The sequence below is a fragment of the Nonomuraea sp. B10E15 genome, from assembly GCF_039871615.1.
GTDB lineage: Bacteria > Actinomycetota > Actinomycetes > Streptosporangiales > Streptosporangiaceae > Nonomuraea.
In genome coordinates this window covers 155,152-178,096 of record NZ_JBDPMB010000015.1, presented here as the reverse complement: position 1 = coordinate 178,096, position 22,945 = coordinate 155,152, and the positions used below count along the sequence as shown (strand labels likewise).

Genomic DNA, 22,945 nt, shown 5'->3' with positions numbered 1-22,945 from the left:
CGCAGTCCGCTGTGAAAGGCGGGGCGCCCGGCCGCGTCGCGGGCCGGGCGCCCGGGTGGCTCAGGTGCCGATGTTGCTCTGCGGCCCCGCGTACGTCCCGAGTATGGACGGCACGTCGGCGGCCGGGTCGAGCGTGTAGGAGTAGAACGAGCTCGGGTCGAAGGCCGAGCCGCCGGTCTCGCGCTGCCCGGTCGAGTTGACGACGATGCTGCCGCTCTGACGGAGCTGGGCGGCGTCGTCCTTGTAGTAGGGGTCTTTCACGTTGTCGTAATAGCTGTTCTCGATCACCATCCTGGTGGCGCCGCGCGAGTAGTTGCCGTAGCCGGTGATGTTCTGCAGGTGGTTGTTGTACAGGTGGGCGTAGGCGACGTTGTCGGTGCTGGGGTTGCGCGAGTTGGTGTCGTGGATCCAGTTGTGATGGATGGTCATGCGGGCGGTGACGTTGTCGGTCCAGCCGATGCCGAATGTCTTGTTGTTCTCGGCGAGGATGTTCCACGACACGGTGAGGTACGTGGTGTCCTTGCGGCTGTCGATCAGGCCGTCGTTCATCCGCATGAGCTTGTTGTGGTCGATCCAGATGTGGTCGGCGGTGTCGAGCTGGATGGCGTCGTAGTCGTACGCGTCGTCGCCGGGGTCGTCGTCGGCCATCCGGGTGTCGCGGATGGTGAGGTTGCGGATGATCACATTGCGGACGCCGGCGCCGACGAAGAAGCCGCCGCCCACGATCTGGCCCGACGTGCCCACTCCGACGATGGTCTTGTTGGAGCTGACGCGGATCTCGGTGCCGTACGGGGTGATGGGGATGGCGCCGCTGACTTTGATCACGTATGGGGTGCCGGCGGTGGCGTAGCGGACCAGGTCGGACTGGTTGGTCACGGTCACGGTGGGCCCGGCCGCGCCGCCGGTGGTGCCGTTCACGCCGCCGGCGTTGATCGAGGCGAACCCGTCGGCCACGTCCGGCCAGGTGCGTCCGGACGTCAGCGGGGTGAAGGCCCACTGTTTGTTGCTGTTGTGGGTGCAGGTTTCCTGGATGAGGGCGGCGCCGTTGGTGGTGGAGGCGTTCTGGTCGCTCATGCACAGGCCGCTGGCGATGCTGATGATCTGGTAGGTGCCGGTGCCGGTGCCGGTGCCGGAGGGTGCGAAGCGCCAGAGTTGGTTGGTCTTGTTGTGGTCGCCGCAGCCCCATTGCTGGAGTCGTAGTCCTTGGGTGGTGGCGCCGTTGGGGACGTCGATGCAGCGTCCGCTGTTGATGTTGGACAGGGTGTATCGGCCGTTGCCGGCGGAGGTGACCTTGAAGTGTTGCCAGGGGCTGTTGTTGTTGCAGGTCCACTGCTGGAGTTGGGCGCCGTTGACGGTGGAGTGGTCCACCACGTCGGCGCACTTGCCGCTGGTGGCCACGACGAGTTGGTAGACGCCGCCCGCGACGGGCTCCGCCACCGCTCCGGCGGGAGCCGGGGATGCCACCGGTGCGAGGGTCGCGGCCAGCATGGCGATCACTAAGTACCAGGGTCTCTTCGTCATAGGGGGTTCCATCCGTCTGATCCGGCCAGGTACTTCTGCGGGGTGTGGTCGGCGGCCTGGGCGTCGGTGAGCTGCGGCCGGTTGGAGTTGATCGTGGCGCCCGACCCGGTGTTGCGGTATTCGAAGAAGCGGGCGTTCCGCCAGTCGTTGTCGGACATGTTGGTCCACGGTGCCGACGTGTTGATCACTGAGCTGAGCGAGCACTCCCGGTAGAGCACCTGCGCGTCCGGACGCCAGGGGCGGCCCAGCGTGGTCGTGCCGGCGGCCGACGCGCCGGTGATCCGCGACCTGTAGAACAGGAAGCCGTAGGTCCGGCCGGCCGCCGTGCTGGCGGCGGTGATCGGGCCGCCGGTGCTGCGCTTCTCGCGGATGTCGCTGTCGTCGAACACGGCGATGCCGCCGCCGAAGATGAAGTCGACGGTGCCTTCCACGTACGAGTCCGAGATGTAGGCCCGGGCCGAGTCGTTGACCAGGAACGTGTCCTGATCGCCGAGCAGTCGCACGTTCGTCAGCCTGGCCCGATCGGCGCCCAGGTTGAGCGCCACCGCCTGGTGGCCGCTAGGGGCCGAGTTCTCGTCGAAGTCGTTGGAGATCGTCAGGTTCTCGGCGATGAAGTCGTGGCCGTCGATGAACGCGGTCGCGCTGCCGGACGTCCCGTATTCGCCCGCGTGGTGGTTGTTGACGATAACCGTTTGGGCCGCCGAGGAACCGAGGCCCTGGAGCGTCACGTACGGCTTGTTCGAGGGGATCCGGACGATCTCGCGGTACGTCCCGGGGGCGATGGTGATCGTGACCCGGCCGGCGTTTCCCGCCGGCACGGCGTCGACAGCGGCCTGCACGGTCCGGTAGGTGCCCGAGCCGTCCGCCGCCACGGTGGCTCTGCCGGTCGAGAGGGGGGTGAAGGCCCACTGTTTGTTGCTGTTGTGGGTGCAGGTTTCCTGGATGAGGGCGGCGCCGTTGGTGGTGGAGGCGTTCTGGTCGCTCATGCACAGGCCGCTGGCGATGCTGATGATCTGGTAGGTGCCGGTGCCGGTGCCGGTGCCGGAGGGTGCGAAGCGCCAGAGTTGGTTGGTCTTGTTGTGGTCGCCGCAGCCCCATTGCTGGAGTCGTAGTCCTTGGGTGGTGGCGCCGTTGGGGACGTCGATGCAGCGTCCGCTGTTGATGTTGGACAGGGTGTATCGGCCGTTGCCGGCGGAGGTGACCTTGAAGTGTTGCCAGGGGCTGTTGTTGTTGCAGGTCCACTGCTGGAGTTGGGCGCCGTTGACGGTGGAGTGGTCCACCACGTCGGCGCACTTGCCGCTGGTGGCCACGACGAGTTGGTAGACGCCGCCCGCGACGGGTTCCGCCACCGCTCCGGCCTGGGGTAACGGCCCCCAAGCCAGCATCGCCGCCGCTGCGAGCACGACGGCGCCCGCACGTCTGCGCTTGGACATCCGCGCTCTCCTTCCTCTCGGGCCATGAGGAAGCATCAGCACAGATATGTATGTCAAGTAAACAAACTAAAGCGGGGTCGAAAGGTCGAGGTGGGGCGTGAAAGTTTCATGCCGCGGCGGTGCTCGAACGCACGATCAGCGCCGTGGGCAGCTCCGTCCTGGCCGGCCGGCCGCCGGAGAGCAGCGCGGCAAGGGCGGCTCCGCCCAGCTCAGGCCAGGGCTGGCGGACCGTGGTCAGCGCGGGCGTGACGTGCCCGGCCGCCCACGAGTCGTCGAACCCGACCACGCTCACGTCGTCGGGCACCCGGTGGCCGTGCTCGCCGAGCGCCTGCAGGACGCCGACCGCCATCGAGTCGGAGCAGGCAAAGACGGCGCTCGGCGGCTCGGGGAGCCCGGCGAGCAACTCGCGGGTGGCCTCCAGGGCGCGCTCGCTCTGGAAGTAGCCGCACACCTCCCAGCGCGGGTCCACCCGGAGCCCGGCGGCGGCCATCGCCTCGCGGTAACCGGACAGGCGTTCGGCGGCGCACGGCACGCCCGGGCGGCCGGTCACGATGGCGATGCGCTCGTGCCCCAGTCCGATGAGGTGCTCGGTGGCGGCGCGGGCCCCGGCCAGGTTGGCTGACACGACGACCGGCATCCCGGGCGGCGGCTTGCGGCGCGGGTCGACGATCACCAAGGGGATCCCGTGGTCGGCCAGCCAGGTGCGCTGGGTCGCGGTCGGTGACGTGCGCACCAGCAGCGCACCTGCGCTGTCGCGGGTGCTGATCCGGTCCAGCCAGGCGGACGGAGGCTGGCCGTTCTTGGTGCTCCTCGCCGCCGCGGAGACCACGAGGTCAACGCCGAGCCGCCAGGCTGCCTCCTCCACACCACCGAGGATCGCCAGCGCGTACACCGAGTCCAGGCCCTGCATCATGACGTCCACCATGCTGCCGCGCGCGGGCTTGGCCCGCTGCCGGGGGTAGCCGCGCCGTTCCAGCACCTCACCGACCAGGCGGCGGGTGTGCGAGGAGATGTCGGGCCGGCCGTTGAGCGCTTTGGAAACGGTTGCAACAGACACGCCGGCCTCGCGGGCGATCACGGCCAGCTTGGGCAGTGGCGGGGGCGTTTCCGGGGCGGTCATGTCCCCCACTCTGCTCCGGTTGCCCCGGCCCAGGCCAGGTGGCCGCCGCGAAAATTTCGAGATTTCGGCATTTCGCCTGATAGCAGGGCTCGGCGCGTTCATCTGCCATTGACGATGCGTTCGTGCTCGCGCAACGTTTCCCTGCAACCGATTGCACAATCGACCACCCGAAGGAGTCGTGCACGTGGCCGTCGTCTCGGCGCGTCCTCCCAGTAAGAAGTCACGCCGTTCCGGCACGTGGACACCATATTGGCTGATCGCCCCATCAGTGATCGCGATGCTCGGGTTCCTCGTCTACCCGATGGCCAGCGTGATCTACTACAGCCTCCAGCACTACAACGTCACCAAACCCTGGGACAACGGCTTCGCCGGGCTCGAGAACTTCCGCACGCTGCTGTTCGAGGACCCGATCTTCTGGCAGAGCCTCGGCTTCAGCCTCAAATGGGTGGTCGTCCAGGTCACGCTCCAGCTCCTGCTCGGCCTCGCGCTCGCGCTGATCGTCAACGAGAGCTTCGTCGGCCGGGCTCTGTCGCGGGCGATGGTGTTCTCCCCGTGGGCGGTCTCGGGGGTGCTCACGACCGCGATCTGGGTGCTGCTCTACAACCCGTTCACGGGGGTGTCGCGCTATCTCGCGGACATGGGCCTCATCGAGTACGGGGCCGCGCCGCTGGCCGACCCGGACACCGTGTTCTGGGCCGCCGTGCTGGCCGAGCTCTGGCGCGGGGTGCCGTTCTTCGCGATCCTGCTCCTCGCCGACCTGCAGTCGGTGTCGAAGGACCTGTACGAGGCCGCGTCCGTGGACGGCGCCGGCCGGCGGCGCAGGTTCTTCCACATCACGCTGCCCCACCTGAAAGACGCGATCATCCTGTCGACGTTGCTGCGCTCGGTCTGGGAGTTCAACAACGTCGACCTGCTCTACACGCTGACCGGCGGCGGCCCCGCCCACCAGACCACCACGCTGCCGCTGTACGTGGCCTCGCTGGCCGCCCAGTCGCACGACTTCGGCTACGCCACCGCGCTGACCACCGTGGCGTTCCTGATCCTGACCTTCTTCTCCATCGTCTACCTGCGGCTCAGCAAGTTCGGGGTGAAAGCATGACCCTGAGGGCGAACCGGGTGTCCCGGTGGCAGATCTACCTCCCGCTCGGCCTGTACCTGCTGTTCACGCTGGTGCCGTTCTACTGGATGCTGGTCTTCGCGTTCCGGCCCAGGGGCTCCACGGCGATCGTGCCGTGGCCGATCACGTTCGAGCACTTCGACACGGTCTGGAATGGGATGGGATTCGCCGTCTTCTTCCGCAACAGCCTGCTCGTCGGCATCGCCTCGCTGATCACGACCACGGTGGTGGCGCTGGCCGGAGGTTATGCCCTGGCCCGTTACGCCTTCCGCGGCAAGGCCGCGTTCATGATCGGGATGCTGTGCACACAGTTCATCCCCGGCGCCCTGATGATCATTCCGCTGTTCGAGATCTTCCGGACGCTGACGCTGACCAACTCGCTGTGGAGCCTGGTCATCGCGGAGACCGTCTTCCAGCTCCCGCTCTCCCTGATCCTCATCAGCGGCTTCATCAGGAACATCCCGTACGAGCTGGAGCAGGCGGCCTGGGTCGACGGCTGCGGCAGGCTGCGCGGATTCCTGGCCGTCGTGCTGCCCCTCCTGCGCCCGGCGCTGGTGGCGGTCGGCTCGTTCGCCTTCATCCACAGCTGGAACAACTTCCTTTTCGCCCTCATGTTCATCAACGACCAGGAGAAATTCACCGTGCCCGTGGGCCTGGCCTACAACCTGGGCGAGAACAGCGTCGACTTCGGCGCCCTCGCCGCCGGCGGTGTCGTCGCCGCCCTGCCCGTCGTCATCGTCTTCGCGTTCATCCAGCGCTACCTCGTCCAGGGCATGTCGGCCGGGGCGGTGAAGGGATGAGCCGCACCTACCGCAACCCCGTGCTGAACGCCGACTGGTCCGACCCGGACGTGATCCGGGTCGGCGCGGACTTCTATCTGACGGCCTCCACCTTCACCAAGGTGCCGGGGCTGCCGATCCTGCACTCACGCGACCTGGTCAACTGGACGATCATCGGGCACGCGTTCACCAGCGGGTACGACGACGTACGGCCGGGCTGCGGGGTGTGGGCGCCGTCGCTGCGCCATCACGACGGCCGGTTCTGGATCTTCTACGGCGACCCCGACGTGGGGATCTGCGTGGTGAGCGCCGTGGACCCGCGCGGCCCGTGGACCGCGCCGCACGTCGTCAAGCCGGGTCTCGGGCTCATCGACCCCTGCCCGCTGTGGGACGACGACGGCCAGGCGTACCTGGTCCACGGCTGGGCGAGGAGCCGCGCGGGGGTCAACAACCGGCTCACCCTGCACCGCATGGCGCCGGACGCGCGGAAGGTGCTCGACGGCGGCACGCTGATCATCGACGGCGACCTGCTGCCGGGCTACCGGACGCTTGAAGGGCCCAAGCTCTACAAGCGCGACGGGACGTACTGGATCTTCGCTCCCGCGGGCGGAGTGGAGCAGGGCTGGCAGTCGGTGTTCCGGGCCGCGTCGATCTTCGGCCCGTACGAGGACCGGATCGTGTTGCGGCAGGGCGGCACGGACGTCAACGGCCCGCACCAGGGCGGCTGGGTGGACACCCCGTCCGGTGGGCACTGGTTCATGCACTTCCAGGACCGCGGTCCCTACGGCCGGGTCGTCCACCTGCAGCCCATGGAGTGGAACGGCGGCTGGCCGGTCATGGGTACGGACGGTGAGCCGGTGCCCGGAGGCCCGGTGCCGGTCGAGGGCGGCGGGCCGGGCGCGCCCGCGACCTCCGACGACTTCGCCGGACCCAGGCTCGGCCTGCAGTGGAGCTGGCAGGCCAATCCCGACCCCGCCTGGTGGGAACTGCGGGACGGCAGGCTCCGGCTGGCCTGCGTGCCGGGCCCGGACGACCTCGGGCAACGCCCGTCCGTGCTCGGGCAGCGGCTGCCCGGCGACCCCTGCACGGTCACCACGAGCCTCACGCTGGACGGCGAGGGCCGGGCAGGGCTGGCCGTCATCGGGACCACCTCCGCGTGGGCCGGGCTGGAGCGCACCCGAGGCGGGACGGTGCTGGTGTGCGGGGACATGGAGCCTGTGCCGGTCGAGCACGGCTCGCCCGTCACCGTCGGCGCGCGGGTCGGCGACGGCGCGATCGTCACGTGGCTGGCCGACACGGGGGCGGGGCCGCGCGAGATCGGCGCCCCCTTCCAGGCCACGCAGGGCCGGTGGGTGGGGGCGGTGCTCGGCCTGTTCGCCGCGGGCAGCGGCACCGGTCAGGCGATCTTCGACGCGTTCACCGTGGACATCGAAAGGTAGCAGGCAATGACACGACGTGTGGCGGCGGTTTTCCTCGCTGTGACCGTTCTCGCCGGGTGCGGCTCCGACGCGGCCTCCGAGGGCACGACCGAGATCACCTTCTGGGACACCAACGCCGGGCCCGCGCGCACGCCGGTCTGGCAGCACGTGATCGCCGAGTTCGAGAAGGCCAACCCGACCATCAAGGTCAACTACGTGGGCGTGCCGATCGCGCAGGCCCCGCAGAAGCTCGGCACCGCCATCGCCGGTGGCGGCACTCCCGACGTGGCCGACGTTGCCACCTCTGGGCTCGGCATCCTCGTCGCCCAGAAGGCGCTGGAGCCGGTGGACGAGCGCATCGCCGCCAACCCCGCGCTGAACGGCAAGTTCAGCGAAGGGCTCATGGCCACCGTGAAGAACGTCGTGCCGGACCGCAAGGCGTACATCATCCCGACCTCCACCAACGCGGGCGCCTTCTGGTACCGCAAGGACTGGTTCAAGGAGGCCGGGCTGGAGCCGCCCAAGACGTGGAGCGAGTTCTTCACCACCGTGGACAAGCTCACCGAACCGGAGGAGAACCGGTACGGGTTCACCATCCGCGGCGGCTCCGGATCCATCGCCCAGATGCTGGAGGTCGTCTACGGCCAGTCGGGTCTCACCGCGTTCTTCGACCCCACAGGCAAGGCCACCCTCAACGACCCGCGCAACGTGACGGCACTGGAGAAGTACGCCGTCCTCTACAAGAGGAACACGCCCGAGGGGGACCTGCAGAACGACTACGTGAAGATGGTCGCCCAGTTCGACACGGCGGGCAACATCGCGGTCATGCAGCACAACCTGGGCTCCTACCAGGACCACATGAAGGCGCTCGGACCGGACAAGGTGGGCTCGTTCTCCGTGCCCAGGTCCGACTCCGGCACCCAGTCGGTGTTGTCCAGCCCGGTCAGCGGCGTGGCGGTGTTCTCGGCCGGCAAGCAGAAGGAGGCCGCGTTCGAGCTCGCGGAGTTCTTCGCCTCCAAGCAGGCCGACAGCTACATCGCCGAGAAGACCGGCGTCATCCCGGCCAACAAGGACGTCGCCGGCGAGCCGTGGTTGTCGGAGGCGGAGCACATCGCCGAGGCGCAGCGGGTGATGAACGACCCGGAGACCAAGGTCGTGCAGATGCCGTACCACCTGCCGGAGTTCAACGAGATCACCAAGACGTGGGCGGAGCCGCTGTTCCAGAAGGTGCTGCTCGGCCGGCTCGGCGCCAAGGAATTCCTTGACCAGTTCGCGGCCAGGCTGACCGAGGCCCAGGCCGCGTACAAGAAGCGGAACGGCTAGCTGACCAGGGCGTTGTCCACCGTACTGCCCGAAATGTGCTTTCAGGTCCGCTGTCGGACGCTCTAGTGTGGCGTCGTGACCACTAACGTGATCTTGCTGAATGGTGGGTCCAGTTCGGGGAAGTCCGGCATCGCCCGGTGCCTCCAGGCGGTCCTGCCCGACCCATGGCTGGCTCTCAGTGTCGACACCATGGTCGACGCGATGCCCGCTGCCATGCGGGGGTCGGAGTCCGGGATCGAGTTCGCTCCGGACGGCGCCGTGAACGTCGGGCCGGAGTTCATGGCTCTGGACGCGGCGTGGACCGAGGGGGTCGCCGCCATGGCCCGTGCGGGTGCCCGGATCGTCATCGACGACGTCTTCCTCGGGGGAGCGGGATCCCAGGAGCGGTGGCGGAAGGCTCTCGCCGGGCTGGACGTGTTGTGGGTCGGCGTCAGGTGCGAGAGCGCGGTCGCGGCCGGCCGCGAGATCGCGAGGGGCGACCGGCCCCGGGGCATGGCCGCTCTGCAGGCGGAGGTGGTCCACCAGGGCGTGACCTATGACCTGGAGGTCGACACCACCCGCACCGAGTCCCTGGACTGCGCGCGGGTCATCGCCGCCCGGGTCGGCTGAGCGGGGGTCCCCCGCGAGGGCGGTCTTGGGAAGACACATATGACCCCAGAGTGATCAAACTGTTACTCATAGTTACTATGGGTCGGGTTGGTGCACGTATGCAGCGTGCAGCCGCGGATTACTCCAGGGGGCTGAAATGACCGATGACACCCGGGCCGAGAAGATAGAGGTCGACGCTGAGGAGACGGCGGTGGGGGCCGAGGCCACGCTGCTGCACTCCCAGGACGACCCGGCGGCCTCGGCGGCGATCGACGAGGCGGTGGCGTCAGAGCTGCTGGAAGACGCCTCCGCCCGCACCGCGGCCGAGGCCAGGCGCGAGAGCGAGAGCCAGATCGCCGCACTCGCCGCGCACGATCAGGAGCGCGTACGCGGGCTCCAGCGCGACCTGGGCGCCATGGGCGCGGAGGTCTGGCCGGTGGCCAGGTGGTGGGGTTTCGAGATCCACCTCAACGAGAGCGCGGCGCTGCTGGCCTCCGAGATCGCCCAACCGGCAGGAGAGCTCTCGGGCACCGTGCTGGGCTCCTGGCTCGCCCGGATCGTGGAGCGCTCGGTACGGGACAAGGCCGCCTGGATCACTTCGGCCGCCCGGCCGTACGGGGTCCGGCTGGTCTCGCCGTGGACCGCGCCCGCCATGCTCGTCCCCGCCCGCGACGACGACAGGCCCGGCGGCGACGCCCAGCTCTACTGGGCGATGCACGAGCCGGACGAGGGGTGGAGCGACGACCAGCCGTTCGTCGACCACTTCAGCGTCTCGGGGCCGGCCCTCGCGGAGTTCCAGGACCGCCTCTACCTGGCGCACCGCGGCGGCGACGGCGACTCCAGCCTGTGGTGGGCGGTCTACGACGCCGAGGAGGGCTGGAGCGAGGACCAGCGGTTCCCCGAGCACTTCAGCGACTCGGGGCCGGCGCTGGCCGCGTACGACGGGCAGCTCCACTGCGTGCACCGGGGCGCGGGCGACGACGCGCTGTGGTGGACGCGCTGGGACGGCACCTGCTGGACCCCCGACCAGAAGCTGCCCGGCCACGCCGGCTCCGCCGCCCCCGCGCTGGCCGCGTACGACGGGCAGCTCCACTGCGTGCACCGGGGCGCGGGCGACGAAGCGTTGTGGTGGACGCGGTGGGACGGCGCCGAGTGGAGCCCCGACCGGCGGCTGCCCGGCCACTCCAGCCGGTCGAACCCGGCGCTGGCCGTCTACCAGGGCCACCTCTACTGCGTGCACCGCGGCGCCGGCGAGGACTCGTCGTTGTGGTGGACGCGGTGGGACGGCGCCGAGTGGAGCCCCGACCAGAAGCTCCCCCGCCACCACGCCGCGGAGGGCCCGTCGCTGACCGTCTACAAGGACCGCCTCTACTGCGTGCACCGCGGCGACGCCGACCAGAGCCTGTGGTGGACCGCTTTCAACGGCTCCGGCTGGAGCATCGACCAGCGGCTGCCCGGCCACCACAGCGGCGAGGGCCCGGCCGTCATCGCCTACCGCGACAAGAACGCCACCCGCGACCAGCTCATGTGCGTGCACAGGGGCCGCCGCTGAAACGCCCCGCAGAAACACCGGGTGCCGGCCCGAGCCGGCACCCGGTGCGCGGGTCACCACCCCGCGAGCTGCTCCAGGAACCACTCGACCAGGGTCGGGGACACGCTGCTGTGCGCCGAGTTGCCGAGGTCGCAGCAGAACGCGTCCAGGAACGTCTCGTCCTTGGGCAGGTCGCTGAGGTCGCGGTAGAGCTCGGCCTGCCACTGGAAGGGGTCCCTGGCCAGGGCGACCGCGCTGACCACGGGGACGAAGCAGCCGGCGCGCAGGGCGTTGTCGATCGGCAGGCCCATCGCGTCGGCGAGCCGGCCCCACGAGTCGAGCGTGCCGCCCGGAGCGCCGTCGAACGCGGCCACGTGGCTGGTGGCGCTCGTCCACACCGGCCCGCCGAACCGTACCGTGCCGACGTTCTGCAGCTCGCCCAGGTCCGGCTGGATCCTCGCGGTGAGCTGCAGGGAGTCGTGGCGCAGGTCGAAGACCGGCGTGCCCGGCGGCAGGACGGGGCCCGTGCCGTTGCCGATCCCGTTGGCCATCCCCAGCTTGTACGGGCGCATCGGGAACCAGCCGACCCGGCGCAGGTCGTCGAGGAAGCCGGTGCGCAGCGTGCTGGCGGTGGCGACCGGGCCCGAGTAGTTCTCGTTCTCGACCCAGGCCCACAGGAGTTGCTGCGCGGCCGGGCTGCGGATCAGGTCGGCCTGGCCCGGCCCGTCGGAGGGCGGCTGGATCGACTCGTGCAGGTAGGCCAGCTGCTGGAGCACCAGCGGGATCCAGGCGCCGAGGTGCGGCGTGTCGTAGGAGAAGTACTTGTCCGTCTGGTGGTCGAGGCGCTCGCTCTCCATGCGGGCCAGCGCGTACCTGGTGATCATGCCGCCCATGCTGACGCCGCCGACGACCAGCGGATCGTCGCCCCGGCGCTCCTCGATGGCGCGCAGGACGCAGGTGACGGCGACGGCGGCGTTGGCCTGGATGTAGGTGTGCCGCTCGTCGAAGCCGAGCAGCACCACGTCGATGCCCATCATCCTGAGCTGGTCGAGGAACCCGGGGACGTTCTTCTGGTAGGGGGCGTTGAGGTGCAGCCAGAGTGCGTCGAGATCGCTCGGCCCGTGGTTGAAGCCGTCGGCGATGATCAGCGGCCGCGACAGCGCCGTGTGCCCCTCCGCCAGGTGCACGGCGGCCCGGCCGGTGGCCGTGTGGCCCTGGTACGGCTCGTCGCCCACCAGGTCCCAGACGAGGTCGGCCCTGGGCGCCTGGCCGTCGCGCTCGGGCGGCGTGGCGAACCAGACCCCCTGACGCCCGAGCGCGTCCGCGATGCGCTGGACCTGGTCGGCGGAGAGAGTGCCCTCGATCCCCGCTGCCTTGGCCTCGACGTCGATTCTCGGTTCCTGGGACATGTGCTCGATCCTCTCGCTCAAAGCGAAGCCCGCTGGGCCACTGGCCTCACCTTACGGTCACTCTTAGCGATATATCGAGCACATACGGTAGTGGCGCTACTTGTCCGCAGGTCCCCTGGTTTCACCGCCTCCAGTGGGGTAAGCGCAGTGCTGAGGCCAAGCCGGGCACCCGTGCGGCGACGGCCGCCAAGCACTGTCGGCAGGCACTGCCGGCACGTTCTGTCGGCGAGGAGCCGCGATGTCACTCATCGATCCGGAATGCGTCCGTCAACTGCTGGACTCGCGCCACCAGGACGCCACGCTGGTCTACGTCCGCGGCGACTGTGTCGTGCTGCCGGCCGCCGAGGTGGACGACGCCCACCGGGGCCTGGTCATCGCCAGCCGCGACGAGGTGGCGGCCCAGTTCCCCGACGACGGCCCGACCGACGAGACGCTGGAGGCCGTCGCGACCCGGCTGGACAACATCGTCAGGGACCTGGGCGCCTGACGCCGGCGAGCCCGCCCGCTCCCACGGAAGCGGCCGGGCTCCGGAGAACGGCGGGCGCGGCCCGCGCCGGGTCATTCGCAGAGGGCGCGGTCCAGCGCGGTCTCGATGTTCTTGACGGTCTTCATGTCGGCGGGGAGCGCGGTGGTGGCGATGGTGGCCGCCCGCCCGTCCTCGGTCGCGGCGTTGCTCGTGGCGTAGCCGGGGGCGGAGCCGCCGTGCGACCAGGCGACGCCGCCGCAGCTCAGCTTGAAGGTGGCGATGCCGAGCCCGTAGCGGGCCTTGCCCGAGGTGTCGAACTGCGGGGCGGCGACGGTCTTCTTCATCTGCGCGAGCTGCGCGGGCCTGAGCAGCCTGCCGTCCAGCAGCCCGACCATGAACCGGTTGAGGTCGCTCGGCGTGGAGACCAGCTGGCCGGCGGCCCAGGCCATGGACGGGTCCATCGTGGACACGTCGGTGTACGGCTCGTCGGGCTTCGTCCGCCAGTAGCCCTTGGGGTGCGGCCCGCGGATCCTCTGCTCGCCCAGGCTCGGCCAGTACGTCTTCTCCAGGCCCAGCGGCTTGATGACGCGCCGGGTGATCTCCTCGCCGACCGGCCGGCCGGTGACCTTCTGGATGATGAGCCCGGCGAGCACGTAGCCGGTGTTGCTGTAGCTCCAGCGGCCGACGGGCGTGCCCTTCCGCGTCCTGGCCGCCTCGACCAGCTCGTACGGCTCGTAGTGGCGGTGCTGGATGTCGAAGTAGTCCTTGAGCAGCACGCCGTCGTAGTCGGGCAGGCCGGCGGTGTGCTGGAGCAACCGGCGTACCGTGATCTTCCTGCCGTCGCCGGCCTTGCCGCGCAACATTCCGGGCAGGTACCGCTCGACCTTTCCGTCCAGCTTGATCTTGCCCTCGCCGACCAGCTGCAGAACGACCACGGCGGTGAACATCTTGGTGTTGCTGGCGATGCGCACCCGGCCGTCCACGGGCACCTCGGCCCCGGTCTTCAGGTCGGCCACGCCCGCGGTGTAGTGCCGGGTGCGCCCGTCGCGCCCGCGCACCGCCGCCAGGGCGGCGGGGGACCCGCCGTCGGTGACCAGCGCGTCGAGCCTGCGCTGCAGGGACGACGACGGCTCGGCCGCGCTCGCCGGGGCGGCCGCCAGCGTGCCGGCCAGCGCCAGCCCAGTCAGTCCTGCCAGCGTACGCCGGGTGGTGACACGCGGATCGATCATGGGGGGAACGCCTCCTGCTCGCGGCTGTCTGTGATGCCTCCAAGCATGTCGGCGAGCCGGTCCCTCGAGCGATCCCACGTGCTGGTGTCCGGCGGTACAGCCAGCACTACGCCGAGTGCCGCGCACCGCTCTCGAGGTAGTGCAGAACGGCGGCCACCCGGCGGTCCGTGCGATCCGTGGGCGCCAGGTCGAGCTTGGCGAAGATGTTGCGGATGTGCTTGTGCACGGCGCCGTCGGTGACGAAGAGCCGCTCGGCGATGGCCGCGTTGCCCAGGCCTTCGGCCATCAGCGCCAGCACGTCGCGCTCGCGCGGGCTGAGCCGTTCCAGCCGGTTGCCTGGGCGGGTGCGGGTGAGGAGCTGCGCGACGACCTCCGGATCGATCGCCGTGCCGCCGTCCGCCACCCGGTGCAGCGCGCTCAGGAACTCCTGCACCCGCCCCACCCGCTCCTTCAGCATGTAGCCCAGCCGGGAGCTGCCGTGGGCGAGCAGCTCGGTGGCGAAGGCCTGCTCGACGTACGCCGACAACACGAGCACCGCCAGGCCCGGCTGCCGGCGCCTGGCCGCGACGGCGGCCCTGATGCCCTCGTCCGTGTGGGTGGGCGGCATCCGCACGTCGACGATGGCCGTGTCGGGCCTGTGGGCGTCCACCGCCTCCAGGAAACCGTCGGGGTCCGCCGTGGTGGCCACGACGTCGAGCGCCTCGGCGCGCAACAGCAGCGCGAGACCCTCGCGCAGCAACGGGTCGTCCTCGGCGATCACAATCCGCATGGCAAACTCACATTCAGGGTGGTCGGCCCACCTGGGGGGCTGGTCAGCGCAAACGTTCCGTCGTGCGCTTCCGTACGGTGACGGATCCCGGCGAGGCCGGACCCGGATCGTTCCCCGGCTCCGCCGCGGCCGTCGTCGACGATCGTCAGCCAGAGCCGGTCGTCCCGCTGGCGGACGGTGACGGTGGCGCGCCCCGCCCCGCTGTGCCGGGCGACGTTGTTCAGCGCCTCGGCCACCACGAAATAGGCCGTGGCCTCGACGGACACGGCGCACCGGCGGGGGAGGTCGGCGTCGATCCCGCAGGGCACCGGACTGGCCGCCGCGAGGCCCGTCAGCGCGTCGGACAGGCTCCGGTCTTCGAGCACCGGAGGCAGGATGCTGCGCACGACGCCGCGCAGTTCGGCGAGCGCCTGCTCGGCGGCGCCCTGCGCGTCCTCGAGCATGGCCTCCGCGGTCGCCGGGTCGCGGGCCACCGCGCGGCGGGCGGCGCCGAGCATGACGGTGACGGCGACGATCCGGTTCTGGGTGCCGTCGTGCAGCAGCCGTTCGATCCGCCGCAGTTCGGCGGCGTGCGCGTCGACCGCCGCCGCGCGGGTCGCGGTGAGCTGGGCGACCCGCAGCGCCAGGTCCGCCCCAGGGACGGGGGCCAGCAGCCGGCGGCCCGGCCACGCCTGTAACCGCGGGATGACCGGGACCAGAAGGAGGGTGAGGACGATCCACCCCAGACCCATCAGGACGACCACGAAGGTGTCGGTGAGCTCGTCGACCTCCAGCAGGCCCATGCCGGGGCCGCCGGTCTCGCCCGGCGGCAGGAGCCGCCACCACAGGGGATAGGTGAGGTCACGCGCGGCGTAGAGCGGAAGGGTGATGCCGGCCAGGCCGAGCACCAGCCCGAAGCTCCCGTGCGTGAGCGCCCAGGCCAGCTCGCGCCGGGTCACCGGCTGTTTGAGAGCGGCCCGCAGCCCGGACGGCAGCGGATCGGGGACGATGATCTCCGGGCCCCAGCGGGACAGCCGCGCCCGCTCGCGGTCGGCGATGGCCCGCAGCACCCGCAGCGCGGTGGGCAACACGAGGAGGCCGGTGCCGACCAGGCAGGCCAGCGCGCTGACGATCACCACGAGCAGGGCGATCAGCGTCAGGACCGCCGTGCCGAACCCGCCGGCCAGATATTCGAGCCCGTCGAGGGTGGCGCGGGCGCGAACGATCGGGTCCCATGGGCGGACCTGCTGCTCACCCCTCGCAGGGTCGTTGACCGGCATTCCCGCACCTCCCGTGCACGACGATAGGACATCGTCGGAGGACCGGTGGAGATCGCCGGGGAAGAGTACAGCCTGCTGTACCGCCGGTGTCCCGATGGCGGGATTGCCGATGCCGGCGACGCTCCGTAGCTTCGACGGCATGACGACCACGACGAGTGAGGAGCGCACCATGACCGACTCCGGCATCGCCGCCCGCGGCAGGATGACCAGGCCCGTTCTCTGGGCGCTGCTGGGCGTCAGCGCCGTGTGCAACATGGTGACGTCCACGATCGGCATCAATCCGCTCATCGGGATCGGCTTCGGCCTGCTCACGCTGGCGCTGGGAGCCGGGTTGATCGCCCAGTACCGCAAGGAGCGCCGCCGCCGGTGACGGAGCACCCGCCCCCGTGGTGCCGGCTGGCTCCACCGGGGGAGGAGGTTCCCCCGGTGGAGGGAACCTCCGGCGGCCCGTCGCCGACAGGCTGGCGGGCATGAAACGAACCATCGCACTCGCCACCCCGATCGCCGCCCTCGCCCTGCTGGCCGGCCCTGCAGGGGCTGTCACGGCCCCCGAGGCGCCCATGTACTCGTTGCGCGGCAGCGCCTCGGGGACGCTGCCCGAGTCGTTCGGCCAGTGGGCGGGGGACAAGGTGCGCTTCGCCATCGACGCCAGGAGTGACGGGGCGAAGACGCGGGGCACCTTCGACGTGTTCCACGCGGGCAAGCCCGGCGAGCCGGCCGTGGGCGAATTCCAGGGCAGGATCAGCTGCCTGGTCGCGGCCGACGGCATCGCGGTCGCCACCGGGGTCATCACCAAGGGTCACGTCACCATCGGCGACAAGCCGGCCATGGACGTGAGCGGCAAGAAGGTCTCCTTCACCGTCCACGACAAGGGGCGCCGCGACACCATGTTCTGGATGTGGGAGTTCCTGGGCGCGCCGGTCAACGACTGCCAGGGCACGGTGCCGGTGTTCAGGCCGTCGAAGAGCAGCCTGAAGGTCAAGGGCTGACCGGTCCAGGGAATCACTCCAGAACCGGTCCATGCGCGTGGTCCGATGCCCGTCCAGCCTCGGCCGTTTGACGATGACGAGATGGTCGGGGACGGTTCTGACGACCCTGGACCACCGGGTCCCGCCGTTCATCCCGCAGGGGGCGGAGATGATGACGGCATGAGCATCCGCACCCGACGTGATCATGCACCAGCTGACCTCATGGGCGGAACACGGCCCTGACGCAGCCTTCCTGCTTCGTCTTGAACAGCTCGTAGCCCCTGGGCCCGTCCTCCAGGCGCATGGGGTGGGTGAGCAGGGGCGAGGCGTCGATCTCGCCCTTGCTCATCCGGTCGAGGATCATCGGGATGTAGCGGTGGCCGTGCTGCTGGCCGCCGCGGAGCGTCAGGCCCTTGTTCATGACCGCGCCCATCGGGAACTTGTCGACCACGCCGAGGTAGACGCCGAGCACGGAGACGACGCCGCCCTTGCGGCAGGCGTGGACGGCCTGGCGCAGCGAGATCCCGCGGTCGGTCTGCAGGCGCAGGGCGTGCTTGACCCGGTCGTAGGCGTACTGGGCGCCGGTGCCGTGGCTCTCCATGCCGACGGCCTCGATGCACACGTCGGGCCCGCGCCCGCCGGTCAGCTCCTTGAGCGCCTCCAGCACGTCGGACTCGCCGTAGTCCAGGATCTCCGCGCCCATCTCGGCGGCCATGGCCAGCCGTTCGGGGAACCGGTCGATGACGATCACCCGGTCGGCGCCCATGCGCAGGGACGCCAGGGCCGCCATCTGGCCGACGCCGCCGCAGCCCCACACCGCGACCACGTCACCGGGCCCCACCTCGCCGAGGTCGGCGCCCATCCACCCGGTGGGTACGGCGTCCGAGGCGAACACGGCGCTCGCGTCCGGCACGTCGTCCGGCACGGGGAAGGCGTTGACGTCCGCGTACGGCACCCGTACGTATTCGGCGTGGCTGCCCGCGAAGCCGCCCAGCGCGTGGGAGTAGCCGAAGATGCCCGCCGAGGCGTGCCCGTTCGCCGTCTCCAGGAAGCCGGGGTTGGGGTTGGAGTTGTCGCACAGCGACCACAACCCCTCCTTGCAGTAGTGGCAGCGCCCGCAGCCGATGATCGAGCACACCGTCACCCGTTCGCCGACGCGCCGCCGGCGCACGTCGGGGCCGGTCTCGACCACCTCGCCGACGAACTCGTGCCCGAGCACGTCACCGGCCATCATCGTGGGCACGTAGCCGTCCAGCAGGTGCAGGTCGGAGCCGCACGTGGAGCTCGCGGTGACCTTGACGACGGCGTCCTGCCGGTTGAGCAGCCCGGGGTCGGGGACGTCCTCGACCGCCACCTCGTTCACGCCGGTCCAGCACAGCGCCCTCATCGTGCGCCCTTCCTCGTGAGATGCCGGAACGCCGGCGTGCCGGCGCGGCCGAGCGCGGTGCGGTGGCCCTCGGGCTGCCCGTCGACCAGGAGCACCTCCCCGGTTTCGAGCACCTGCTTCAGCTTCCGTACGCGGTCGCGCGTCTCCCCGTCGGCCTCGCGTACCGCGATCTCGCTGCCCCGGCCGCCGGGTGCGGGCCTGACGCGGATCTCGTGCCGTTCGGCGATCCGGGCCAGTTCGTCGGGCCGGTCGGGGCCGGTCAGCCGGGCCGGGTCCGTCTCGACCGTGACGGTGAACCATCCGTTCGGGTTGGGCGGCGCTGAGCGTGCCGCGCGCACGATCGCCATCCCGGCCACCGCCGCCGCTCCGGCGAGGAGCAGGGCCGTGCGGCCCTTACGCCGCCGGGGGCCGCGGGCGGGCAGTTTCGCGCGGGCCCGGGCGGCCCGCTTTGTGCTGGACGCTTTCATGCTCCGCGGCTGCCCGGGGCCGTCCCCGGCAAACCGGCCCGGCGGAGGGACCTGATCGGCAACACCGGTTGGTCGCGGGTCCAGGTATAAGCGTATGTCGTACTCATAACTGGGTACGCTATACGCAGCCAAGGCGCCGCCGCCAGCGAGATCCGTCGAATGCGGCGGTGGGCGGCCCCCGCTACGGTGAGCACATACGCGTTGAGCAGGGGAGTGGCGCGCCGGAGTGGCGCTCCGACGTGAGGGGGAGGCGATGACCGGCGGCAGCCGCGAGGGGTCCGGGCCGCTCACGGGCGCCGAATGGCTCTGGGGAGATCGGCGGCGTGCCCCCAGGGGCCCCAAGCCGGTGCTGCACCTCGACCGGATCGTGGCCGAGGCGATCGCCATCGCCGACGAGGAGGGGCTGGCCGCGCTGTCCATGCAGCGGATCGCCGCCCGGCTCGGCTCCGGCACCATGTCGCTCTACCGCCACGTCTCCACGAAAGACGACCTCGTCAGCCTGATGCTGGACACCGCGATCGGCCCTCCCGCGAAGGAGCCGGCCGAGCCCGGGCACTGGCGGGAGGCGATCGAGCTGTGGGCGCGCGACACCCGCGACATCTTCCTGCGCCACCCCTGGGCGCTCGCGCTGGTGACGACCCGGCGCGTCATGGGGCCGAACGAGACCGCCCGCCTCGAAAGCGCCATGGCCGCCATGTCGGGCGCCGGACTGTCGCCCCGCGACGTGCTGAACTCCGTGCTCCTCGTCAACGGTTACGTCCGCGGCGCCGTCCAGCCGTCCGTCGACCACCAGGACTCCTCCTTCGGCCACGAGCTGATCAGGCGGGCGCAGGACCTTTTCCCCCACCTGAACGCCGTGCTGGGCCACCTCGCCGGCGAGGGCAAGCCGGCCGAGGGGTTCGAGTTCGGCCTGCAACGCGTGCTCGACGGCATCGAGGCCTATCTCGACCGAGGATGACGGTCCTGCGCCTGGCCTCTCACGAGGACGACCGGACGCCGTCGAGCACGATCCGGGTGAGCCTGGTGACCAGCGCGCACGACACGGGCGGCGCCTCGAAGCTCGCGTCCGCGTCCTCCAGCTCCAGCTTTCCGCTGGAGAGGCCGACGGTCACGTAGTGGGCGTCGTTCTTCCTGCTGTTCGTGGCCCGCCGCAGCTCCACGGAGTTCCGGCAGGACTTGGAGACCTTGTGGTCGGACCTGGAGTTGAGGGTGTACAGGCCGTTCATGGTGAGGCGCCGGTTCTTCACCTGCGCGGTCGACTCGCCGCCGGTCTGGCGCTCGTGAAAGGTCAGGCCTGAGGCGAGCGTGAGCTCCTGGTTCTTCGCCTTGTTCGCCAGCTGCAGATCGCAGCTGTACGGGCCGGAGTAGCGCACGTCGATGAGCGTGTACGAGCGGCCGATCGCGGCGAGCAGGTCGTCCTTGCGCGCGCACGGGTCCTTGCCCATGATGCCCACCGCCCGGCCCTTCCTCGGCGGCAGCTTGAGGACCCTGTCCATGACCGCGCCGAGATACTGCTTGGCGGCGGCGCAGCGCTGCGGCCACTCCTGGCTCTCCTTGCCGCGCGGCGGGGTCTTCAACAGGTCGAGGGCGAACGCGCTGCCCTCCACGCCCTCATAAGGCACCTTGTAGTGGCAGCTGCGGTGGCTCGCGCTGTCGGTGGAGTATTCCTCGCGGTAAATCGTGCGCCCGTCGAGCTTCTCCTGCTCGGCGTCTTCCGCGTCCTTCTGCTCGAAGTGCGTGTGCAGATCGATTTTGAAGCTGTAAACGCTCTTGGAGGCGTCGGAGTATCCGGTCAGGTACTGGCATTCGGTGATGCCCGACCCGCGCACGACGAGCTGCTCGGGGCCGTACTTCTTCAACATGGAGTGCGGCACGAGCTCGCACGGGTCGGCCGCCCGCACCCGCTTGAAGTGCGCGAACAGAGGGCCGTCCCCGGCGAGTGGGTCGTTCTTCGGCTGGAGGGGCTCCTCGCTCGGGCTCTCCTCCCGGCTCTGCGCCGGGGGGTCGTCGCCCGGCCGCTCCGCCCCGCGCCGGGAGCCGAGCTCGATCACGCCGCAGCCGCTCAATACAACGGCGGAGCCGAGCACGGCGGCAAGTGTTCGTACGCCTTTACTGAGATATTTCGAATTATTTTGAAATGTTGTCGAATTCATAGCGGGACGTCACGGTACAGCAAAGGGGTTGGCCCCTTCAAACCGGCGACGGGTTCAGGGCGGGCGCAGCCCGAGGAGCTCGCCGAGGTGGTGATCATTTCGTGCCCTGGATGATCTCTTATGGCCCCGGGACGGCGAAGAGAGCGAAACGCATGTCCCGTATCCGGGCAATGGCGGTGTGTCGACCGCTCGCTCCGAAATATGGTGTTTGAGGGGCGCCTTCGTGGCAGGATTGCCGGTGGGCGGCCCGGGGTGATGTGCCGAATTAGGAGCATTTATGTCGACTGCTCGTGAGATGAGCGATCCGACCGATATACCTGACAGGGATTCTCTGCAGCCTGGACCCACGGCGCTGCGCATATTGGTGGGGACACAGTTGCGCCGGCTGCGGGAGTCACGGGAGATCAGCCGCGAAAAGGCGGGATATACCATCCGCGGCTCCCATTCGAAGATCAGCCGGATGGAGGGCGGGCGCAGCAGTTTCAAGCTGCGCGACGTGGCCGACCTGCTCACCCTGTACGGCGTGGCCGACGACGCCGAACGCCAGGCCCTGCTCGTCCTCGCCGAGCAGGCCAACGCGCCGGGCTGGTGGCAGGACTACCGCGACGTGATCCCCGACTGGTTCGAGCCCTACCTCGGGCTGGAGCAGGACGCGGCGCTGATCCGTACGCACGAGATCCAGTTCGTCCCCGGGTTGCTGCAGACCGAGGACTACGCCCGCGCGGTCTTCGTGCAGGGCCACAAGGACGAACCCGCCGAGCTGATCGAGCACCGCGTCGAGCTGCGGATGCGCCGCCGGCGCATCCTGTCCGAGCCCGCGTCGCACAAGCTGTGGGCGGTCCTGGACGAGGCCGCGCTGCGCCGCCGCGTCGGCGGCGAGACGATCATGCGCGACCAGCTCCGCCACCTCGTCGAGCAGGCCGAGCTGCCGCACATCACCCTGCAGGTGATCCCGTTCAGCATCGAGGGCGCGGCCGGCGGCGCCGGCCCCGTCACCATCCTGCGCTTCGCTCAGGCGGAGCTGGACGACGTGGTCTACCTCGAACACCTCGCCGGCGCGCAGTATCTCACCAAGGACTCCGAGGTCCGCCCCTACCAGCACCTGATGAACGAGCTCAGCGTGCAGGCGCCGCCGCCGTCGGAGACCCCGGAGATCCTGCGTCAGATCATGGCCACGATGTAGGTCACCGCTTGCGGGCGACCCCGCACAGCGCGTCGACCTCTTCCATCGGGGCGAGCGGGTCGGGGTCGGGGCGCCACAGCGGCAGGGACACCACCCCGGGCTCCACGAGGTCCATGCCGTCGAAGAACGCGGCGAACCGCTCGGGGGTGCGCAGGTTGTAGGGGACGCCGCCGCCCGAGTTGTAGTCGTCCTGGGCCTGGTCGAGCGCCTCGCCGGTGACCAGGTTGACGCCGTCCCACAGGGCGAGGTGGCTGCCGGGCGGCAGGGCGTCGACCAGCCCTCGCACGATGTCGTGGGCGCCCTCCTCGTCGGTGACGTAGCCGACGATGCCCATCAGCATGAGCGCGACGGGCCGGTCGAGGTCGAGTGTCCTGGCGGCGGCGGAGACGATCGCGCCGGGGTCGCGCAGGTCGGCGTGGACGTAGTCGGTGGCGCCTTCCGGCGTGCCGACCAGCAGGGCGCGGGCGTGCGCGAGCACCAGGGGATCGTTGTCGACGTAGACGACGCGGCACGACGGATCGGCCCGCTGGGCGACCTCGTGCGTGTTGTCCACCGTGGGCAGCCCGGTGCCGATGTCGAGGAACTGGCGCACGCCCGCCTCGTTGACCAGATGGCGCACGATGCGGGCGAGCAGGTGCCGGGACAGGCGGGCGATGTGCACGATGTCGGGGAACGCCTGGCTGAACTGGTCGCCGGCCACGCGGTCGACGTCGTAATAGTCCTTGCCGCCGAGCCAGTAGTTCCACATCCGCGCGGCGTGCGGCACGGACGCGTCGATGCCGGACGCGGCCACGTGACCGGTGGGAGGGGGTTCACCTGCCATGA

Annotated in this window: 22 protein-coding genes; 11 read left to right on the top strand and 11 right to left on the bottom strand. The window is 70.1% G+C overall.

Annotated elements, in window-relative coordinates:
* Window positions 1–60: 60 nt before the first annotated feature.
* The 3 genes from ABGB14_RS33590 to ABGB14_RS33580 all read right to left on the bottom strand — a co-directional run bounded on the left by ABGB14_RS33590 (window position 61) and on the right by ABGB14_RS33580 (window position 4,074).
* Window positions 61–1,521 carry an RICIN domain-containing protein gene (locus tag ABGB14_RS33590; protein WP_347647866.1) on the bottom strand — a complete coding sequence of 487 codons (1,461 nt, stop codon included), beginning with the start codon at window positions 1,519–1,521 and terminating at the stop codon, window positions 61–63.
* Window positions 1,518–2,954: a pectinesterase family protein gene (locus tag ABGB14_RS33585; protein WP_347647865.1), complete on the bottom strand. Its 1,437-nt coding sequence runs from the start codon at window positions 2,952–2,954 to the stop codon at window positions 1,518–1,520. The genes ABGB14_RS33590 and ABGB14_RS33585 overlap by 4 nt, the downstream gene beginning before the upstream one ends.
* A 106-nt stretch (window positions 2,955–3,060) precedes the next feature.
* Window positions 3,061–4,074 (bottom strand): LacI family DNA-binding transcriptional regulator, encoded by a 1,014-nt coding sequence (locus ABGB14_RS33580; RefSeq protein ID WP_347647864.1) that lies wholly within the window; start codon window positions 4,072–4,074, stop codon window positions 3,061–3,063.
* 184 nt (window positions 4,075–4,258) lie between these two features.
* Here ABGB14_RS33580 and ABGB14_RS33575 point away from each other — a divergent pair, with 184 nt between their 5' ends.
* The 6 genes from ABGB14_RS33575 (at window position 4,259) to ABGB14_RS33550 (ending at window position 10,851) form a co-directional block, all read left to right on the top strand.
* Complete coding sequence (locus ABGB14_RS33575) at window positions 4,259–5,173, top strand: sugar ABC transporter permease (RefSeq protein WP_347647863.1); 915 nt, start codon at window positions 4,259–4,261, stop codon at window positions 5,171–5,173.
* On the top strand, window positions 5,170–5,991 hold the full coding sequence (locus ABGB14_RS33570) for a carbohydrate ABC transporter permease (protein WP_347647862.1): 822 nt from the start codon (window positions 5,170–5,172) through the stop codon (window positions 5,989–5,991). Before ABGB14_RS33575 ends, ABGB14_RS33570 begins: the two co-directional genes overlap by 4 nt.
* Entirely contained in the window at window positions 5,988–7,409 is a 1,422-nt protein-coding gene (locus ABGB14_RS33565; RefSeq protein WP_347647861.1) for a glycoside hydrolase 43 family protein, read from the top strand. The genes ABGB14_RS33570 and ABGB14_RS33565 overlap by 4 nt, the downstream gene beginning before the upstream one ends.
* A 6-nt stretch (window positions 7,410–7,415) precedes the next feature.
* Window positions 7,416–8,711, top strand: coding sequence for a sugar ABC transporter substrate-binding protein (locus tag ABGB14_RS33560; RefSeq protein WP_347647860.1), 1,296 nt, complete (start codon window positions 7,416–7,418; stop codon window positions 8,709–8,711).
* Window positions 8,712–8,786: 75 nt separating this feature from the next.
* Window positions 8,787–9,320 carry a chloramphenicol phosphotransferase CPT gene (gene cpt / locus ABGB14_RS33555; protein ID WP_347647859.1) on the top strand — a complete coding sequence of 178 codons (534 nt, stop codon included), beginning with the start codon at window positions 8,787–8,789 and terminating at the stop codon, window positions 9,318–9,320.
* Between the two features lie 136 nt (window positions 9,321–9,456).
* Window positions 9,457–10,851, top strand: a complete 1,395-nt coding sequence (locus ABGB14_RS33550; protein WP_347647858.1) for a hypothetical protein — start codon at window positions 9,457–9,459, stop codon at window positions 10,849–10,851.
* Between the two features lie 53 nt (window positions 10,852–10,904).
* Here the strand turns inward: ABGB14_RS33550 and ABGB14_RS33545 are convergent, their stop codons facing one another.
* Window positions 10,905–12,239, bottom strand: coding sequence for a hypothetical protein (locus ABGB14_RS33545; RefSeq protein WP_347647857.1), 1,335 nt, complete (start codon window positions 12,237–12,239; stop codon window positions 10,905–10,907).
* Between the two features lie 238 nt (window positions 12,240–12,477).
* Between ABGB14_RS33545 and ABGB14_RS33540 the strand changes: the two genes are divergently transcribed.
* Window positions 12,478–12,726 carry a hypothetical protein gene (locus tag ABGB14_RS33540; RefSeq protein WP_347647856.1) on the top strand — a complete coding sequence of 83 codons (249 nt, stop codon included), beginning with the start codon at window positions 12,478–12,480 and terminating at the stop codon, window positions 12,724–12,726.
* Between the two features lie 71 nt (window positions 12,727–12,797).
* On the opposite strand, the gene ABGB14_RS33535 is transcribed toward ABGB14_RS33540, so the two are convergent.
* From ABGB14_RS33535 to ABGB14_RS33525, 3 genes are all read right to left on the bottom strand, one after another.
* Entirely contained in the window at window positions 12,798–13,934 is a 1,137-nt protein-coding gene (locus ABGB14_RS33535) for a serine hydrolase domain-containing protein (protein WP_347647855.1), read from the bottom strand.
* A gap of 106 nt (window positions 13,935–14,040) precedes the next feature.
* Window positions 14,041–14,703, bottom strand: coding sequence for a response regulator transcription factor (locus ABGB14_RS33530; RefSeq protein ID WP_347647854.1), 663 nt, complete (start codon window positions 14,701–14,703; stop codon window positions 14,041–14,043).
* Entirely contained in the window at window positions 14,691–15,962 is a 1,272-nt protein-coding gene (locus ABGB14_RS33525; protein WP_347647853.1) for a sensor domain-containing protein, read from the bottom strand. Before ABGB14_RS33525 ends, ABGB14_RS33530 begins: the two co-directional genes overlap by 13 nt.
* Before the next feature lie 139 nt (window positions 15,963–16,101).
* Between ABGB14_RS33525 and ABGB14_RS33520 the strand changes: the two genes are divergently transcribed.
* Window positions 16,102–16,332, top strand: coding sequence for a hypothetical protein (locus tag ABGB14_RS33520; RefSeq protein WP_347647852.1), 231 nt, complete (start codon window positions 16,102–16,104; stop codon window positions 16,330–16,332).
* Between the two features lie 100 nt (window positions 16,333–16,432).
* Window positions 16,433–16,951, top strand: coding sequence for a hypothetical protein (locus tag ABGB14_RS33515; RefSeq protein ID WP_347647851.1), 519 nt, complete (start codon window positions 16,433–16,435; stop codon window positions 16,949–16,951).
* Window positions 16,952–17,150: 199 nt separating this feature from the next.
* Here the strand turns inward: ABGB14_RS33515 and ABGB14_RS33510 are convergent, their stop codons facing one another.
* Window positions 17,151–18,317, bottom strand: a complete 1,167-nt coding sequence (locus tag ABGB14_RS33510; RefSeq protein WP_347647850.1) for a zinc-dependent alcohol dehydrogenase — start codon at window positions 18,315–18,317, stop codon at window positions 17,151–17,153.
* Window positions 18,314–18,784, bottom strand: coding sequence for a hypothetical protein (locus ABGB14_RS33505; RefSeq protein WP_347647849.1), 471 nt, complete (start codon window positions 18,782–18,784; stop codon window positions 18,314–18,316). Before ABGB14_RS33505 ends, ABGB14_RS33510 begins: the two co-directional genes overlap by 4 nt.
* Before the next feature lie 253 nt (window positions 18,785–19,037).
* On the opposite strand from ABGB14_RS33505, the gene ABGB14_RS33500 reads away from it, so the two are divergent.
* Entirely contained in the window at window positions 19,038–19,742 is a 705-nt protein-coding gene (locus tag ABGB14_RS33500) for a TetR/AcrR family transcriptional regulator (protein ID WP_347647848.1), read from the top strand.
* A 19-nt stretch (window positions 19,743–19,761) separates the two neighbouring features.
* Here the strand turns inward: ABGB14_RS33500 and ABGB14_RS33495 are convergent, their stop codons facing one another.
* Window positions 19,762–20,871, bottom strand: coding sequence for a hypothetical protein (locus ABGB14_RS33495; protein WP_347647847.1), 1,110 nt, complete (start codon window positions 20,869–20,871; stop codon window positions 19,762–19,764).
* Window positions 20,872–21,214: 343 nt separating this feature from the next.
* On the opposite strand from ABGB14_RS33495, the gene ABGB14_RS33490 reads away from it, so the two are divergent.
* A complete protein-coding gene (locus ABGB14_RS33490) occupies window positions 21,215–22,120 on the top strand; it encodes a helix-turn-helix transcriptional regulator (RefSeq protein ID WP_347647846.1) in 906 nt (301 codons plus the stop codon).
* Window position 22,121: 1 nt separating this feature from the next.
* Here the strand turns inward: ABGB14_RS33490 and ABGB14_RS33485 are convergent, their stop codons facing one another.
* Window positions 22,122–22,943 (bottom strand): SAM-dependent methyltransferase, encoded by an 822-nt coding sequence (locus ABGB14_RS33485; protein WP_347647845.1) that lies wholly within the window; start codon window positions 22,941–22,943, stop codon window positions 22,122–22,124.
* Window positions 22,944–22,945: the final 2 nt, after the last annotated feature.